This is a genomic window from Halorarius halobius (genome assembly GCF_024298865.1).
GTDB classification, from domain to species: Archaea; Halobacteriota; Halobacteria; order Halobacteriales; family Haloarculaceae; genus Halorarius; species Halorarius halobius.
On record NZ_CP101161.1, the window covers coordinates 1,563,278 to 1,579,926 of the forward strand.

14 protein-coding genes and 1 pseudogene are annotated in these 16,649 nt (G+C 62.0%); 11 read left to right on the forward strand and 4 right to left on the reverse strand.

The features are described 5' to 3' along the window. Positions 1-8 precede the first annotated feature (8 nt). The 4 genes from NL112_RS08175 to NL112_RS08190 all read left to right on the forward strand — a co-directional run bounded on the left by NL112_RS08175 (position 9) and on the right by NL112_RS08190 (position 2,774). Complete coding sequence (locus tag NL112_RS08175) at positions 9-608, forward strand: helix-turn-helix domain-containing protein (RefSeq protein WP_255152184.1); 600 nt, start codon at positions 9-11, stop codon at positions 606-608. Positions 609-724: 116 nt separating this feature from the next. Continuing rightward, positions 725-1,123: a type II toxin-antitoxin system death-on-curing family toxin gene (locus NL112_RS08180; protein ID WP_255152186.1), complete on the forward strand. Its 399-nt coding sequence runs from the start codon at positions 725-727 to the stop codon at positions 1,121-1,123. A gap of 18 nt (positions 1,124-1,141) precedes the next feature. Then, the gene (locus NL112_RS08185) at positions 1,142-1,327 is read left to right on the forward strand and encodes a hypothetical protein (RefSeq protein WP_491543648.1); all 186 of its coding nucleotides are present in this window, start codon (positions 1,142-1,144) and stop codon (positions 1,325-1,327) included. 142 nt (positions 1,328-1,469) lie between these two features. Continuing rightward, complete coding sequence (locus NL112_RS08190) at positions 1,470-2,774, forward strand: RNA-guided endonuclease InsQ/TnpB family protein (RefSeq protein ID WP_255152188.1); 1,305 nt, start codon at positions 1,470-1,472, stop codon at positions 2,772-2,774. A gap of 409 nt (positions 2,775-3,183) precedes the next feature. Here the strand turns inward: NL112_RS08190 and NL112_RS08195 are convergent, their stop codons facing one another. Both NL112_RS08195 and NL112_RS08200 read right to left on the reverse strand, forming a co-directional pair. Next, positions 3,184-3,780, reverse strand: coding sequence for a transcriptional regulator (locus NL112_RS08195; protein WP_255152189.1), 597 nt, complete (start codon positions 3,778-3,780; stop codon positions 3,184-3,186). A 4-nt stretch (positions 3,781-3,784) separates the two neighbouring features. Then, positions 3,785-4,420 carry a GIY-YIG nuclease family protein gene (locus tag NL112_RS08200; RefSeq protein WP_255152190.1) on the reverse strand — a complete coding sequence of 212 codons (636 nt, stop codon included), beginning with the start codon at positions 4,418-4,420 and terminating at the stop codon, positions 3,785-3,787. A gap of 11 nt (positions 4,421-4,431) precedes the next feature. Here NL112_RS08200 and NL112_RS08205 point away from each other — a divergent pair. The 4 genes and pseudogenes from NL112_RS08205 to NL112_RS08220 form a co-directional block, all read left to right on the forward strand. Then, a pseudogene (locus NL112_RS08205) lies at positions 4,432-5,655 on the forward strand (PD-(D/E)XK nuclease family protein); the annotation flags it as partial. Next, positions 5,648-9,283, forward strand: a complete 3,636-nt coding sequence (locus tag NL112_RS08210; protein WP_255152193.1) for a UvrD-helicase domain-containing protein — start codon at positions 5,648-5,650, stop codon at positions 9,281-9,283. The pseudogene NL112_RS08205 and the gene NL112_RS08210, both read left to right, overlap by 8 nt. Before the next feature lie 115 nt (positions 9,284-9,398). Beyond that, positions 9,399-10,394 (forward strand): tyrosine-type recombinase/integrase, encoded by a 996-nt coding sequence (locus tag NL112_RS08215; RefSeq protein WP_255152195.1) that lies wholly within the window; start codon positions 9,399-9,401, stop codon positions 10,392-10,394. 181 nt (positions 10,395-10,575) lie between these two features. Continuing rightward, positions 10,576-12,306, forward strand: coding sequence for a pentapeptide repeat-containing protein (locus NL112_RS08220; RefSeq protein ID WP_255152196.1), 1,731 nt, complete (start codon positions 10,576-10,578; stop codon positions 12,304-12,306). A gap of 162 nt (positions 12,307-12,468) precedes the next feature. Here NL112_RS08220 and NL112_RS08225 read toward each other — a convergent pair whose 3' ends face one another. Continuing rightward, on the reverse strand, positions 12,469-13,395 hold the full coding sequence (locus NL112_RS08225) for a hypothetical protein (protein WP_255152197.1): 927 nt from the start codon (positions 13,393-13,395) through the stop codon (positions 12,469-12,471). Between the two features lie 118 nt (positions 13,396-13,513). Here NL112_RS08225 and NL112_RS08230 point away from each other — a divergent pair, with 118 nt between their 5' ends. Next, positions 13,514-14,140 (forward strand): DUF6735 family protein, encoded by a 627-nt coding sequence (locus NL112_RS08230; RefSeq protein WP_255152198.1) that lies wholly within the window; start codon positions 13,514-13,516, stop codon positions 14,138-14,140. Positions 14,141-14,217: 77 nt separating this feature from the next. On the opposite strand, the gene NL112_RS08235 is transcribed toward NL112_RS08230, so the two are convergent. Next, positions 14,218-15,651, reverse strand: coding sequence for a cellulase family glycosylhydrolase (locus NL112_RS08235; protein ID WP_255152199.1), 1,434 nt, complete (start codon positions 15,649-15,651; stop codon positions 14,218-14,220). A gap of 188 nt (positions 15,652-15,839) precedes the next feature. Here NL112_RS08235 and NL112_RS08240 point away from each other — a divergent pair, with 188 nt between their 5' ends. Together NL112_RS08240 and NL112_RS08245 are read left to right on the forward strand one after the other, a co-directional pair. Then, positions 15,840-16,082: a hypothetical protein gene (locus NL112_RS08240; RefSeq protein ID WP_255152200.1), complete on the forward strand. Its 243-nt coding sequence runs from the start codon at positions 15,840-15,842 to the stop codon at positions 16,080-16,082. Positions 16,083-16,149: 67 nt separating this feature from the next. Further along, positions 16,150-16,581, forward strand: a complete 432-nt coding sequence (locus NL112_RS08245; protein ID WP_255152201.1) for an SWIM zinc finger family protein — start codon at positions 16,150-16,152, stop codon at positions 16,579-16,581. Positions 16,582-16,649: the final 68 nt, after the last annotated feature.

Genomic DNA, 16,649 nt, shown 5'->3' on the forward strand with positions numbered 1-16,649 from the left:
AACGACCCGTGTCACGCATCTTAAACCGCGCCGACGGCGAGATCGTCCGCGACTTCCTCTCGGTTGCGGACCTGCTTGAGGAGCCACAGCTCGCCCGGCTGTACGCGTATCTCGCTCAGACAGGGGAAGCGACCGTTCAGGACGTGATGGACGACCTCGAGCTCGCCCAGGGGACCGCCTACAGCTACGTCAATCGGCTCGTCGATGCCGGCGTTATCGATGTCACCGACGACGAACAGCCACGCCAATACGCTACTCGGGAGATCGACCTGACAGTGACGACGGCCGCGGGCGACCGCGAGTACACGATTACGCCGGCGCTCATCGACGCCGTTGGGCGACGGGAGACGGACGCCGACATCGACACCTACATTGATCGGCACGGCGTCGCCGGCCTCGCAACGGCGCTCACCTACGCGGTCGCTCGAGAGCGCGGCGAGGTGACCCACCGGCTGATGGCCGAGGATATGGACATTTCGCCGCTGGCCGCGGAGATTGTCCTCCAGGCACTCCGCCCCGTCGTCCACGAGCACTACGACATCGAAGAAGCAGGAGCGGGGCTCGACGAGTTGGACGTCGGCGACGACGACGCAGCTGACGCGCGATGACCGTCGACACCACTGACGGAGATAACCGATGACTAGGCCATCCCACGCTGTCGGCGTCAAGGTCTGATGCCGACGGTTGAGAAACGATTAACGGGTGGCGTGAGAACGTCGGAAACGTGACCGACGATCTCGCGTATCCCTCTGTCGAACTCATTCTGGATCTCCACGAACAAATCGTGGCAGAAGGCGACACGACAGAGCCAGGCGTTCGGTCGGAAGACGCGATTGCATCCGCGCTGCAGTACATCTCGGAGGGGTTCTTCGGCGAGGTACCTGAGACGATTCACCACAAAGCGGTCCATCTGATGCGGCTTCTCGTGGCGGAGCATCCATTCGTCGACGGGAACAAGCGAACAGCGCTCCGAACAGTTGTCGTCTTCTATATGATGAACGGGTACACATTTGAGTACGGTGATGAAATTCGTGCGCTCTTGCACCGATTTGCGACCGACGAAGCTGCGGTCGACACGGACACTGCGGTCATCTACTTCCGCGCATGCGCTCGTCGCAACTGATAAAGGGACACACTGAGTATGTTCAACCGAGCAATGGCGTCCAGCACCGATTCCTCGACGGCGGTCGACGACGAGGTCCGCCAGCTGTACGAGCGGTATCAGGCGGCCGAGAGCGACGCAGAACGTCACGCGATCGCTCTCGAGATGGGGAAGCTCGATGGACGCCGTCACGCGGAGATCTACGCAGCACTCGAAGACGAGTAATCTATCTTTCTGCGAGGAGAGAATCCCGCCCTTCAGGGCGGGAGTGAATCCGACAACTCTCACACAGACCACCGTCGATGGCAAGGCCGGATATTCACCGCCAGTCCATACCATTAAGTCGGTTTGTATACATAGGCTATGTATGGCGATTCAGGTCACTCGAACCTATGTTGCATCCATTCGGAACCAGCAACAGGTCAAGAGTGATCTGGACTCGCTCGGGTTCGCCGCCTCGAAACTCTGGAACATCGCACGCTGGACGTGCGACCGTATCTGGAGTGAAACAGGGATAATCCCCGAGGATGGCCCGCTCAAGGCATACCTGAAGAACCACGAACGCTACGCCGACCTCAATTCTCAGTCGAGTCAGCGAGTCATCGAAGAACTCGCTGAAGCGTTCCGTGGTTGGTACGCCAAGCGCCGAAACGGGGACGACCGCGCAAACCCACCGAAGTACCGCAAACACAACGGCGACCACCCACGCTCTACGGTCACGTTCAAAGAAGACGGCTTCAAACACGATGCCCACAACAACCGGATTCGCCTCTCCAAAGGTCGAAACCTGAAAGAACACTGGTCGGACTTCATCCTCTGCGAAATCGAGACTCGACCAGATGTTGTTGTAGAGAACGTTCGCCAAGTGCGAGCCGTCTGGAACGGCGACGAATGGGAACTCCACATCGTGTGCAAACACGAAATGGAGGCCGATTCTCCCGGCGAGGAAACCGCTGGCATCGATCTCGGTATCAAGAACGTTGCCGCCGTCTCGTACTCCACGGGCGACCACGAGTTGTATCCGGGGAACGCCCTCAAGACCGACGAACGCTACTTCGCCAAGGAGATAGCGAAGTGCAACTCCTCTCGGTCGAACAAGGCACTCCGACTCCGACGGACTCGTTCCAAGCGCCGGTCGCACTACATGCACGCCGTCACCAGACATATTGTCGAAGAGTGTGTCGAACGAGGTGTCGGGACGATTGCTGTCGGCAACCTCGAAGGCATCCGTGAAGACGACGTAACAGGCGAGGCTCGGAACTGGGGCGACCGTGGCAACGAAGGCTTGCACGGGTGGGCGTTCGACCGCTTCACGAATCTGCTCACGTACAAGGCGAAAGCCGAAGGTATCGCCGTCGTTGTGGTGAGTGAGCGCGACACCTCGAAGACGTGTTCGTGCTGTGGACAGAAACGAGAGGCCAATCGTGTAGAGCGTGGCTTGTACGTCTGTCGTGGGTGTAACGCCGTGATGAACGCTGACTCGAATGGTGCAGAGAACATTCGTTGTCGGTTAGACCAGTCAGAAAAGGTAACTCCGAGTCTTCGGTCTTCCGAGGATAGGAGTAGCGGGCGTGTGGCACGTCCTGTAGTCAACCTGTTCCGTCGTGGAGAACACGACCCCAGTAGTGGACAGGGGACGTTCGCTGAACAAGCGAGCATCTGCAAACCGTAAATATCCCAACACGGAACGGGAAGCCCCGCCGTTCACGGCGGGGAGGATGTCACGGCGCGGGTGATCGGCAGCTACATTCATTCGTCATTGTCGTCTACGTTGGGCTTGCTCGCGTGCTACTGTTCTCCCGCCCGTGTGGTGTCGTCGATACCTAGTCGAGGGCCTTCGGCCGCTCGATGTCCCATGACCACGCGAGACGGAGTCTCACTTCCCCTCGTCCACTCCACTTTCGAGGACGCCGCTGCGCTCCTCGTTCCTGCGGTGCTTGCGGGGTTGGGGAGCGTTCACGGCGCTTTGCGCCGTGAGCTCGGGAGGCTACGTCTCCCGGTGGCCGAGGCGGCCTCGCCCGTTCTGACCCCACAGGTGTTTGCTGGGGTAGGCCGACGTGTGCCGTAGGATTGTGGCTGTCTCAGTCGGCGATGTCCCAGACGACGACCGCTCCCTGTCGGTGGATGTCGTGGCGAAGTCCCGTGAACTCGACGACGGCCGCAGGCTCGACCGTCAGGTCGAACCAGAACGCAGCGTCGTCGGCGAGTTTCTCGGCGAGGCGATGCGGGTCGAAGACGGGAGCCTCCTCGTCGCCCCGCTCGTAGTAGAGGCCGAGCAGACCACCCGGAGTGTCGAACTCGCTCGTTGCGAGCTTCGTCGCGTCGGCGACGAGCGAGCCGTCGAGTGGATTGAAGATCGAGTCGTAGGTCGTCGGCTCGATATCGCCGTTGGCGCGGTTGAATCGGAGCAGCTTCGCCTCGATAGGGAGCCGGCCGGTATCTGTCTCGAGGACGATATCGCACCGCTGCGTGTCGTTCGGGTACGGCACTTCCGTCTCGATGGCGTGATATGGTGTGTCGCGTTCGTCGAGTCGGTCGGCCACGAACTCGATCTGCTTCGGCTCCGCGAACCCGCCGATGCCGTCGCCGTAGCGACCGTGTGAGACCTCGGCGTCGACGTCGGGCACGACGGCTGCGACGTCCCGTGCGAGTCGGTCGAGCATATCTGTGGTCGTCATCGTGCTAGAACTGGTCGATCGGGGCGGCGCTGCAGGCCAGCCAGTGGGCGCCGATCAGTTCGGTTTCGATCTCTTCGCGTCGATGCCTCGCGTCGGCGCGAGCCACCGGGGTGAATGCCACCCGGAGCGAGCCGTCGCGGGTTCGTCGATGGCGATACAGCCGGCTCTTGAGGTTCGCACTCTGGCCGATGTACTCGAGCGGCGTGTCGCCGTCCCAGATGCGGTAGACGCCGGCGGATTCGGGGACTTCCCCGTGGACAGCGTCGAGCGCCAGCGGCTCCGTCCAGTCGAGCCCCATCCAGTCGGCCGCGAGTGGGTTATCGTGGTTCGTCCACGGGAGCGGCTCCGTGCCCGGAGCCGTGTTCGATTCGGTTTCGCCGTCCGCGAGGGGGCCGCCGCGGCGTTCGTCGTCGCTGTACGAGGACTGTTCGTAGCTGGGGATCATCCGGCCGAAGTTGGCGACGGGGCTCGCCCCGACGTCGCGACGGTGAAGCGCGATGAGTGCTGCCTCGATCGCTTTCCGGTGTTGCTTGGCGTCCGCGGCGGGCGGGGCCGTCCACGAGACCTCGAGGTCCGGGCCATGCTCCTGGCGAATCGCCCACAGCGTCGGCGCAGCGGTGTGTGGGTCCCGGTACGGCATTTCGTCGGCGTAGGCGCCGCGAGCGAGGTGATTTCTCCCCCGAGCAGACCAAGCGCACAGATCGGGGACTCCACTGTGCGGATAACAGGGGAACGGCTGGCCTCTCCGAACACGACGGCGTGTTAGAACCCGAGACCGTCGCTGAGGTCTATCCTCCGTCGGAACGAGAACCCTACAGCGCGAGTCGGATCGAGCGATACGTCGAGTGTGGGTTCAAGTTCTACGCCGAGAAAGTGCTCGGAATCGAGGATCCCGACGACGTTGAGGTCGTCCCTACGCCCCTCGAAACCGGGTCGTACGTTCACGACGTTCTCGAACGATTTTTCGCGGATCTGCAGGACGAGACCGAGGATGGTGTCGATCTCACGGACTTTAACCGGGACGACCTGGCGACGCACCTTCGCGAGATCGCCGTTGACGAACTCCGGGATGCTGACTTCGAGTACGACGGCCTGTTCTACGAACGGTGGAAGGCGGAGCTGTTCGCGGGTCTGGGTGACGGCGTGAGCGCTCCGTACGAGGCTGGGAGCAAACCCCACGACGCACCGGAACAGGGGTTGTTCGCTACGTTCCTCGACAACGAGCTCTCGCGGAACGGCGCCGGCCGCCCACACCTGTTCGAAGCCCCATTCGGCGAGGGACTTCCCGACTCGGATGCTGGGCCGTTCACAGTTGAGCGACCGGATGGTTCGACCGTCTCGATTCGTGGATACATCGACCGCGTCGACGTGAGCCGGGACGGCGAGCAGCCGACGCTTACGCTCTACGACTACAAGACTGGGCGAGCACCGTATATGACGAAGACGACCGGCGGCACGAAGTTCCAGCTCCCCATCTATCTGCTTGCTGCCGCCGAGGTCGTCGACGGTGACCCGTTCGCGGAGGGCTCGCTCTCGGCGACGTACTATCAGGTGCGACCGCCCAACGATCTCAAGGTTCCACGCGGTGTCGAGTCGAAGTTCGATTCAGAGGTCGAACTCCGTCGCTTCCTGAACGATGTCGTCCCGGAGTGGCTAGGCCAGATCGACGAGGCGATCGCCAACGGACGGTTCCATACGACGCTCCTGTCCGCTCGTGGTGCCAACTGCCGATACTGTGACTACAGTCGGGCGTGCGATGTCCGTCACCACCGCAAGCGGGAGTTCGTCGACAAGGTTCACGAGGACGACACCGCGTACGTTCCGCTCCGTGTTCGTGACGACGAGGACATCGAGGCGGTGATGAGCGATGACTGATGCCTCCGAGGAGATACAACTCACGGAGGAACAGGAGGATGCGCTCGTTCAGGGCCGGAATGTCGCGATTACTGCCGGCGCCGGGACGGGGAAGACGACGACGCTTACCGAACGGTACGTGACGATACTGGCCGACAATCCGTCGCTCACCCCGGAAAATATCGTCACGATCACCTTCACGCGAAAGGCCGCTGCCGAACTGACCGAGCGCGTTCGGGAGGAGGTGTACGACCGTCTCGAGGCTGTTGACTCACCAGAGGCCTACCACCGCTGGCGAAACGTCCTCGATGACCTGGGAGACGGCTACGTCCATACGATTCACGCCTTCTGTACCCGGCTCTTGCGAGAACGAGCCGTCGAGGCTCCGGTCCCGCTCGGCTTCGACGTACTCGACGAAGACGGCGCCGCGACACTCCAACGCGAAGTCGTGACGGAGTTCCTCGAACGAAACCAGGACGATGACGATGTTGCGCTCCTCGCACAGCTCTGGGGTCGCGACCAGTTGGTCGATGTACTCGCTGGACTACTCGACGAACGGCCCCAGAGCGAGGCCGTCCTTGAGGAGTGGCGTGAGGCCGAGGTCGACGATTACGTCGATATCTGCTGGGAGGTCGTTTGTGATCTCGACGTTGCCGACGCTCGACAGACGCTGTATGCGGATGGACTCCTTGAGCAGCTACGCACGGTCACGGGCCGTGTCGACCGCGAGGCCGCCATCGCCGACGAGGACGGTCTTCGGGCCTACCGGACCTTCTCCAAGGTCGCGGCGACACTCCCGGACGACCCCGAGGAAAGCGATCCCCGCGACTGTCAGCGGGCGATCCTCGACCTCTACGAGGCCTGTGAGAAGAAGAACGGCGGTCTGTACAGCAGTTCGGGGTACGTCGTCGGCGATCGGGACGACTGGGGTGAGTACGGTGATGTCTACGACGACCTGAAGGACATCATCGACACGGTCATCGCTGCCGTCGAACCGCACGCTGATGCAGTCGAGACGACACCCGGTGAGCTCGAAGCAAACAGCGCCCATTACGCGCTGGCTCTGATGCGGGTCTTCGATGACGTCCTCGCCGCCTACGCCGACGAGAAGGAGCGCCGCGATACGCTCGATTTCCCCGACGTGATCGAGACGACTCTCGAGTTCTTGCGAACGAACGATGCCGTCAGGGAGCGGCTACGAGAGCAGTTTGCGGCCGTGATGGTCGACGAGTTCCAGGACACGGACCCGCGACAGTGGGAGTTAGTCAATCTCCTCACGGGCGTCGACGAGCAGACGGCGTCGAACGTCTTCCTGGTCGGCGACGAGAAACAGAGTATCTACGGATTCCGTGGGGCCGACGTGACGACGTTCGGAGCGGCGAGAGCGGAACTCCAGACCGTCAACGAAGCCCGTGGGGTCGACGACCTCCCAGACAGCGAGGCCGAGAGTCCGACCGCCCTCGAACTCTCCGGGAACTTCCGGACGCTGGATGAGCCGCTGTCGTTCCTGAACGAGCTCTTCGAGTACCTGTTCCAACCGGAGGGGGACACCCACGAGCCCTACGAAGCGCCACCGCAGGAGCTGACCACGCAACGTGACCGTGTCGAGGACATCGAGGGACTCACTGGCAGCGTCGAGTATCTCGCTGTGCCCGACGACGCCGACACTGCGGCGGAACTCTTCGGCGATGACCATCCGGTTGCCGAAGGTGCGCTTGACCACACAATCGAGGCCGAGGCGCAAGCGCTCGCTGCCCGACTGACTCACCTGTTCGACGATCCGCCGCAAGTCCAAGACCCCGACACGGGTGATCATCGCGACGCTACGCCGGACGACACGGCAATCCTTCTCCGCCGGCGAACTCATCTGGATCGGTATCAGCGGGCCCTCGAGGAGTACGACATTCCCTATACTGTCGTCGGTGGTGTCGGATTCTACGATACGCCCGAGGTCCAGGCGCTGACGAACCTACTTCGGGTACTTGGTGATCCGCAGGACGACGTCTCTCTCTATGGGGTACTTCGGTCGCCGCTGTTTGGCTTCACCGATGACCGCCTCGCACCGGCAGTTGCCGGGGCTGATTCAGTGTGGGACGCGCTGGCCGAGACGGACGATCCACAACTTGCGGACGCGTTCGATCTCCTTACGACGTGGCGGACCCTCAGCGGCTGTGCGACGCCGTCCGAAGATGGCGTCCTCCCGTGGAACCGCCTGCTGTCCCGAGTGATCGACGACACGGGGTATCTGGCGAGTGTGAGCGCGGACGAACGCGGTCGACAGGCCGTCGCGAACGTCGAAAAGTTCCGCGACCAGGTCCGCACCTGGAGCGAGAACGGTGTTCACACAGCTGCCGGGTTGCTCCACCGGATCGACCGCCAAGCCGAAATCGACCCTCGTGAGGGGGAGGCAGATATTCCGGGTGACGCCGAGGGCGTCCGGATTATGACGATCCATTCTGCGAAGGGACTCGAGTTCCCGATCGTCACGGTCCCCGATATCGGGAGTGATCTCAACTTCGGTCGCTCCGTCGATGACCATGGCTACGTTCGACTCGTGGACGGAACTGATGACGCGCCGCCGGTGCCGGCGGTCGGCGGGCCGAATCCGGGCGATGCGTTCTCCATCGAAAAGACGGCCGTCCACGAGTACGCCGACCGACAGTCCCGTCTACAGGAGCGGGCGGAGTCGAAACGGCTCCTCTACGTTGCGTGTACACGAACACGGGATCACCTCCTTCTCTGCGGCACACACGACATCGACGTCGGCGAGTCCGGTGCAATCGAACTTGGGGAGCCTGCTGCCTTCGACGACGCAGACCGGTGGCGCGACTGGTTACAGCCAGCCCTCCTCGATGGAGCACTCGTCGCCGAGGCGATTCGGGATGGACAGGCCCGTGGCGAGATAGACCGGGCCAGCTATACTGTTCGCAGGCCGCCGCGCCCAGTAGACTGGCACTCCGACGACGAGACTGCGGATTCGACCCCTGAGATATCGATCCCTACGCCACCGACGTTCAGCCTGGCGAACCGGGTCGCTGCGACAACTCTCGTGAATGCGGTTGCAGATGCCTCAGAGGCCGGTCACAGTTACACGCAAAGCGGTGAGCTATCCGAACTGAGCCCGACGACGTTTGGGACTATTGTACATCGAATCAACGAACTTCGCCCACCGAGGGAGGAGTGGCCAGCACTCATTCGTCGTCTGAGTCAGATGGCAGGTGAGGAGCCGACCGAGGCGGATCTCCGCGATGCCGTGGATCACGCCGCTGATGCAGTCGTATTTGTAGATCAGGTTGAGGCGGAGGCCCAACTCCACGCGACCTACGACGAGTACTCTGTCGTTGCCCGACTTGGTGAGTCGCGGATCGTCGGTGATATTGACCGACTGCTTGTTACTCCAGATGTCTACCATATCATTGACTACAAGACAAACGACCTCTCGTTGACCTCAACTGCCGAGTTGGCCGAACACTATCGTCCACAAATGCTCGCGTATGCCCTTGCGCTCCTGCAACACGACGAGAGTCGCGATGTACGAGCGTCGTTGCGCTTTACTGATGCCGGTGTCGAGGAGTGTTTTGAGTGGGGTCCGGATCAGATGACCGAGATCAAATCGGACCTTCGCTCGATGATTGAATCGCTCACATGACTTCTGTATTCGTTTATGGGACCGTTGTCCTCGAGTTCCTCCCACGATAATACTCGAATTCGCACTTCGACACAAGGTGCCGTTATCTCGCCACAGGGCCTTCTAGACGGGTACGATGCCAACGATGGATTTCGAAGCCCACGTCGTCCGGACGCTCGCCCAGATCGATGCCTCTGACGCCATCCATCCCGCGAACAAGGCCACGATTCACGCCTATCACCGCGATATGCTGCTCGCCGACATCAGTGCCGCCCAGCAGCAGAAGCTGATGTCGCATTTCAAAATCATCGCCCTGCAGGTCGGCCAGCGTCGCTTCGAGGACCTCACCAAAGACGACCTCGTCGACCTCGTGACATGGCTCTACACCCGCGACACCAGCGAGTCGACCGTCGTCGACTACAAGCAGGCGATCAAACAGCTCTGGAAGTGGATGAACAACGGCGAAGACCCGGAGGAAACGAAGTGGATTCGCCGCGGCAAGAACACTGCCCGTCGACTGCTTCCCCACCAGCTACTCACGCCACAGGACGTCCGTGCGATGATGGCCACGTGTGGCAACGAGCGGGACCGAACGTTCATCGCAATGCTGTGGGAGACGGGCGCTCGAATCGGCGAACTCATCGATCTCCGGGTGAGCGACATCGAGACCGGCTCGCTCGGCAAGTACGTCATCGTTTCGGGGAAAACCGGGTCACGCCGGCTCCTACTGCTTGAGTCCGGCCCACAGCTCGACCGCTGGCTGGCAGTCCATCCGAACCCGCATCGTGAGGCGTTCCTCTGGTGTCGGCTTGACCGGGGACGGGCAGGAGCCGACCAACAGATCGGCTACCAGTCGATCCGGACGCGGATTCTCGATCAGGCGCGGGACCGGGCCGGGATCGAGAAGCCGGTCAACCCGCATCACTTCCGGCACAGCCGGGCGACGTATCTCGCGAACTATCTCACCGAGGCCCAGATGTGTGAGTGGTTCGGATGGGCTCGTGGCTCGCGTGTCCCGGGGCGGTACGTCCACCTCTCCGGACGGGATATCGACCGGGCGTATACGACGATGCTTGACGAACCGGGGTTCGAACGCGTGGACGGTAATCCACCGGCCGTATCGGAGGGTTGATCGCACGGATACTACTGCTTCGTTGCTCAAGGACCTGGAGAGCCAGTGTACGAAAAGCAGTCTGGGCATCGGCCGAATTTGGTCCCGGCCCACCGTCGTGTCCGTGTTCACTTAGCCAGTCGCCTCTTCTCGAGTTGACTCGTTGGGTAGCTTGAAGGCGACCCTACACGAGGTGCAGGCCGTGACCGGGACGCAAGGTAGGTGTGAGTACGTCTTCGACCCGACGGATAGCGATACGTGGGCGGCAGTCGGGAGAGAGTCAGAGACCGCGGACACCCTGTTCGAAACAGGGGGTATGATGCGGGGACAGACCGAGGCCGGTTGCTGTGTTGGCGAGGAGGAGCTGAACGAGGACGGTGTGTGGAGCTGTCCCCACGAGGCGGATCGCAGTATCGAGACGACACGCGGTAGCACGAACCTCTGTCTGTTTCATCTCCCCGTCAGTAAGAAAGCGGATACGGCGGTTACCGACCGGCTTCGAGAACTACTCATGGCGGAGGTCGATACTGGAAACGACGACGACGGCCGGCGTCTGGACCTCATCGGGGCGCGACTCGGCGCTGTCGACCTGTCGGGGGAGACGCTTGCAGATGGTGGTATATCTCTCAACCTGAAACATGCCCGTATCACGGGGCCGTTCCGTGCGACTCAGTCCGACCTCGAGATGACCGTCGTTGCAGACGGGGCACAGTTCGAGGACCGGCTGGATTTCACTGGCGCACGACTCGGTCGGGACCTGTTGGTACGTCAGGCGGTCGTTGCCGGCGAGTTCTCCGTGGCAAACGTTTCGCTTGCCAGGGACCTCGACGTACGTCTCAGCGATCTGCAGGCGGGGGCGAATCTGGTCGACGCAACGGTGGGTCGCCACGCGAAACTCGGCGGGAGCACGATTTCGGGTGACGTCTCACTCGAGACACCGCTACACTCGATCCGGCGGCTACAGATGGATGTCGGGCAGGAGAACATGGCCGGCGGGCTGAACCTTCTGTACGCGACGATCGAGGGCGATCTCCGATGTCCCTCCGTCACCGTCGACGAGCCCGCGAATTTCTACAACGCGACGATACACGGTAGCAGTACGTTCGAGCGTGCTACTTTCCGGGCGGGTGCTAACTTTCGAGAGGTTACGATACCGGGTGCGGTGTTCCGTGACGCGAGGGTTCCAGGCGGTCAGTTCTTCGACGCCGACCTGTCCGATGCGGACTTCACCAATGCCGACCTCTCGGGGGCGTCGTTCGAACGTGCAGCGTTGAACAGAGCGATACTGACGAACGCCGACCTCCGGGAGGTTGCCTTCTCGAGTGCGCTGACGGGGGATGCGCGAATCAACGAGGGCACGCAGTTCGGGGCCTACTGTGTGTACGATCCGAAATCGGACGCCGAACCGACGGCGAACGCTCGCTGGATCGAACAGCTCTCGGATCCGCTGGCGCTCGCTGCCGAGCAGTACCGGACGATCGAGGAGTTGGCACGGACCAACGCGCTTCCCGACCTCGTCAGTCGAAGCTTCGTTCGACGACAGGAGATTCACCGGTATCAACATGGGCAGGCCGGGCGTCGCGGTCGGTGGCTCCGGGCAACCGCTGCACGAGCCGTCTTGCTGTACGGGGAGAGTCCGTGGCGGGTCATGGCGTGGAGTCTCGGCATTATCGTGGCGTTTGCCGTTGCGTTCCCGATCGGCGGCTGGATGCGGCCTGCGGGTGGCGCCCCGATTACCTACAGCGAGATTGTGACCAGTCCGCTCGAGTTCATGAACTCGCTGTACTACTCGACGCTGACGTTTACGGCACTCGGATTCGGAGACTTCAGACCCGTCGGATTTGGGCGGGCTCTCACGACGCTCGAAACCGGGCTGGGTGCCGTGTTGCTCGCCCTTCTGGTGTGGGTGTTCGGGCGTCGAGCCGCTCGCTGATACTGTTTTGTCCCTGATTGCGGCAGTGATTCGGGGCTGTGGGTAGTTGGCTGCCTCTTCGCTCACAGAATTCGGGCGTACAGGTCAGCAGCGAATGTCGAATGCTAATATCAGTAATAGTGCGGCGAGTTCACTGACGTACGTTGTAACGGAGAAAACGGGTTATTTTGATGAGGGAGTCGCCTGCCACTGATCGCGGTGTCGTTGTTCCCAGGTGAGCAGTCGGGAGGCAGCTTTGAGGGCGTCTTGAATAGTTCCTGATTTTGAGGACGGGTCGGAGAGGTCACTGAATGCAGGGACATCGATGGCGATTGATGCTGATTGGCTCGTTCGTTCACATCGCATATCCTTATCTAATACATCAGAGACGGCGTCGCGTACGGCTGCGAGGTGCCCTCCTCGGCCAGCGAGGCTCAAGTGGACAACGCCACGGTCTGCTTTGTGCGTGATTGCGGCGTCGTCATCAAGCCCGGAGGGGTTGAAGCGAAACCATGTGGTCCCACTGGCTGGCGTATGAGCGACTGTGAATTCCAGTTCTGGATATTCCTGAGCGAGTCTCTCGTAATGTCGCCAGAACTCCTGTGTTTCTTCATCGGTTGATTTGATATAGCGTTGTTCCCCGACCGTGATTGCCGCTTCGAGAACGGACACTTTGAATTGTGCCCGGACCCCTTCCTGCTCGTCAAACCAATCTCGAATCGCTTCGTAGGTAACGTGCTTGTCGTATTTGGCTACAATCTCCTGGTCAAGATAGTGCTCCGGAGCCACGATACAGGTGTACGCTTGGTCTGCCTCCCCAAGCTGGACGTATTTCGCCGCTCGTTCAGAATACCGCGCAGCTTGCCGTGGCTGTTCATCCGCTTTGATTTTGTTCTCTACTAATGCTCGGACCTCGGCCCCCGATGTATCCTCATACGTGAATTCGATGTCAGATTCGCCGTTGAAGCGAGTCACACTTCGCCAGCCGCCGTGGAACTTTCTCAATGAAGAGGACAACTGTGTCACCAGCCAATCTTGAAAGTATGGTGATACATATAATTCCTCCACCAACAAGAAGTCAATATCTTTCTCGTAAACCGTCTCTAACATTCGACGTCCGTCCATACAACGAACTCATAGCAATATAACTTAACGTTCACTTCTCTGTCGGAGTTTTATCTGCCCCTGACGGGCGAGGGGCGCACCAGCAAGCGTCCCTCGATACTCGATGGGACATAGAGCACTCGTTGCGTACGAACGGACGGACGGGACGTACAACCTGCACTACACGCATTGGGGTGGGAGCAACCTCAGGCTGAAACACACGATCACCGAGGCGACACCCTTCGGCGGCGACACGCCCGCCCAGTGGGCCCGAGAAGCACACCAGGCGTTGACGACCGGATCGGACCCCGAGACGGTCCGTGATAGCTACACCATCGATGGGAGCTGTCCGACCGATGTCGAGCCGATTCCGCGCGAGACGGGCGTCACGCTCACCGAGATACTCACCGCGCATCTCGACTATCTGCACCACGAGGCGTTCTACGTGGTCGACCGCGAACTCGAGGTGACGGCATATCGGACGCTTTGGTTCGGGTTGCAGTACGACGCCGACAGCATCGACCGGCAGCCGACGGTCGGCTTCGGGGCCGTGCGGACGGTACGGTGGTACGAGGGCGAGCCGGTCGGCGACGGGCGGGCTCGCGGCGAGTTTGCGGGGATGAAACGCGTCGTTGGCGCGATGGTCGACCGCGGCGTGTTCGACGAACAGAGCGCAACGCAGTTCCTGAAACAGCAGGTGCAGGCGACGACCGATACCGACCGCGGGATGCTGTTCGGGGCGATCGACTGAGTCGCTCGTGGGCGGCGGTCTCCCACCGACGCAGGTGACCCAATACGAATAACGGGCCGCCAATTCGCCCAGCGAGATTACTGCGGCGAGACCGTCACCCGAACCTCCATCGCCCGCTGGTGGTGGCGAACCCGAAGGTACTGGCCAGGCGAACCGATCGCCTGCCCACCATCCACCGCGACCTCGTAGCCGTTCGGATACCGGTGCTCCGGCACGAACACCACGGTCGGCCGCGTCGCCTCCCGCGATGGGGTGTACCGGAGCGTGAACGTCCCCGACTCTCTGTCGAACCCATAGGATCTGGGAACGCCGGCGATGGCGGGCGGATACGGCCGCACCAGCGTGTCGACGACAGCCGAATGCCCGACCATCGTTCCGGCGGCCCCGCTGGTTCGTGTCCCCCAGTTGTCGTACGACCAGTACGCCCAGCCGGTCATGTACTCGTCGGCGAGATCCGCCAGATGAGCGGTGTCGGCCGTATCGTTACCCGGGCAGAACTCGCTGAGTATCGGGACCGCTCCGAGCTGTTCGGCCCGAGTGTGGTTGTTGGCCATGACCCATTCCTGATTCTGGTAGCCGACCGTATCCGATCGGTCGCCCCGCTGCTCTATTACGTCAAATGGAAGATCCGCGTAGTTGTGGAACGAGTACGCCAGCTGGTCGATATCCATCTGCCCGAGCGTCGCGGGCTTGCCGGCGTTGGTCAGTCCCTCGGGTTCGACCCAGATGGGCGTCGACGCATCGACTGCGCGGAGGCCGGCAGCAACCCGCTCGTAGAACTGTGGGAGATACCGCTCGGAGAAGCCCGCCGCCGTCCGGGCGCCAGGACTGGGCTCGTTGAACAGTTCGTAGCCGACGAGCCCGTCGACGTCGGCTACCCGGCGAGCGACGGCTGTGAACGCCTCGGTGTATGCGGTCTGCAAGTCGTGATCGTCCAGCCAGAAGTGGTCGTAGGCGCGGGCGACGGCGGGATCCGCGTAATCGAGTTGCCACGGACTGGACTTCGTGAACGGGATGCCATCGGTGTAGACCGCCCACGAGGGAGCGCCGTCGCCACCGAACTCGCGGCTGTACAGGTCCTGGTGCATGTCGATCAGCACGTGGATGTCGTGGTCGGCGAACAGCCGGACGAGTTCGCGGACGCGATCCAGATACGCGTCGTCGAGCGTGCCTCGCTCCGGGGCAATGCCTTCCCAGATGACGCCGAGACGAACGAGATTGAACCCCCACGAGCGGATGCGTTCGACGTCCGTCTTGTCGAACGACTCGTCCGGGCGGATGAACGGGGGCGTCTTCTTGCCGACGTTGACGCCGTGCAGGATGACGGTTCGCCCGTGCTGGTCGACGAAGAAGGGGCCGTTTCGTGTCTGGACGATCCGGAGTGAGCCCGCCCCTGGGCCCCGTTCCGAGGGACCGTTTTCGTGCTCTCTCGGCTGTCCGTACGCTGCCCCCGCCCCGAGCGACCCCGCGACGCTCACGCCCAGCGTTCGCAGCATCGTGCGTCGCTGCATACGAACAGGGCGCCGTTGCGCTCCAAAGTGGTGGTGCCGGGGCACACCGGGAATATAGATGCTGCCGTGGATTCGCCCCGACCAGCTGATTTCACCCCACGATCGTGCCTCCTGGGCGTGGCTACCGCGGGGATGTTTTTGCGCCCCGGAACGGCCGAGGGGCGACCTAGTCGCCGCTCGTGCTATCGATGCATACGAACTATCGACAGATTCCGCTCGCGGAGCGTCGCTGTCTGAACCGCAACGCCCCCGTTACGACCGTCTGCAAGCGCGAAGGCCACGGCGAGAAATACTGGTTCGCGTGTTCGAGCGACCGCCAGCGATGCACGTGGGGTGAGTCGACGCCGACCCACTGGTCGACGGGCGATCGCGTCGACCGCGCCGAGGCGACGACGACCTTCGACCGGCGGCACACCCACTCGGGAGAGTAACGCCACGCAGAGGGCGGTTTGTGTCGCGCCGCGACGGGTGCGGCGCTTCCCAGAGCGCCGGAGCGACGTGTCAGAGCATGTACTCGCGCAGTTGGCCGTGTCGAATCGTGTCCTGAAACGCGCCCAGTACGAGGCGTTCGCGTTCACCGTTCTCGACGAGGGCGTGCTCGTCCGCAACGGGAGCTACACCAACCCCGAGGACCACGAGTATCTCGTCACCGTCACCGGCGGGCTCCCGACCCACTGTAGCTGTCCGGCCGATCGGCAGTACGAGCCGGCGTGCAAGCATCGACTTGCGGTGGCCATCCGCGAGCCCGTCCTCGAGGCGGCTCGCCGGACGGAGTCACCGGCGGTCGCGGACGGCGGCACCGAGGTGACGAGACCCACGGAATCACAGCCTGACGAGCCGCCGGAGTGGTGCGACTGTGCGGGGCTCCGGGATGGGTTCCCGTGTTTCGAGTGTTATCGACGCGGGCGGAAGGAGCTCCCAGAGGACTGACCGCTGATATCGGGCGTTCAGTAGCTCCCGCTACACGGAAGAATACACCAATACAGCTAATACAAAAC

Bases quoted from the DNA above. Each gene is read 5' to 3' on its own strand.
- NL112_RS08195 (WP_255152189.1), bottom strand. From the start codon at position 3,780: ATGACGACCACAGATATGCTCGACCGACTCGCACGGGACGTCGCAGCC.
- NL112_RS08185 (WP_491543648.1), top strand. From the start codon at position 1,142: ATGTTCAACCGAGCAATGGCGTCCAGCACCGATTCCTCGACGGCGGTC.
- NL112_RS08235 (WP_255152199.1), bottom strand. From the start codon at position 15,651: ATGCAGCGACGCACGATGCTGCGAACGCTGGGCGTGAGCGTCGCGGGG.
- NL112_RS08215 (WP_255152195.1), top strand. From the start codon at position 9,399: ATGCCAACGATGGATTTCGAAGCCCACGTCGTCCGGACGCTCGCCCAG.
- NL112_RS08230 (WP_255152198.1), top strand. From the start codon at position 13,514: ATGGGACATAGAGCACTCGTTGCGTACGAACGGACGGACGGGACGTAC.
- NL112_RS08225 (WP_255152197.1), bottom strand. From the start codon at position 13,395: ATGTTAGAGACGGTTTACGAGAAAGATATTGACTTCTTGTTGGTGGAG.
- NL112_RS08190 (WP_255152188.1), top strand. From the start codon at position 1,470: ATGGCGATTCAGGTCACTCGAACCTATGTTGCATCCATTCGGAACCAG.
- NL112_RS08200 (WP_255152190.1), bottom strand. From the start codon at position 4,420: ATGCCGTACCGGGACCCACACACCGCTGCGCCGACGCTGTGGGCGATT.
- NL112_RS08240 (WP_255152200.1), top strand. From the start codon at position 15,840: ATGCATACGAACTATCGACAGATTCCGCTCGCGGAGCGTCGCTGTCTG.
- NL112_RS08210 (WP_255152193.1), top strand. From the start codon at position 5,648: ATGACTGATGCCTCCGAGGAGATACAACTCACGGAGGAACAGGAGGAT.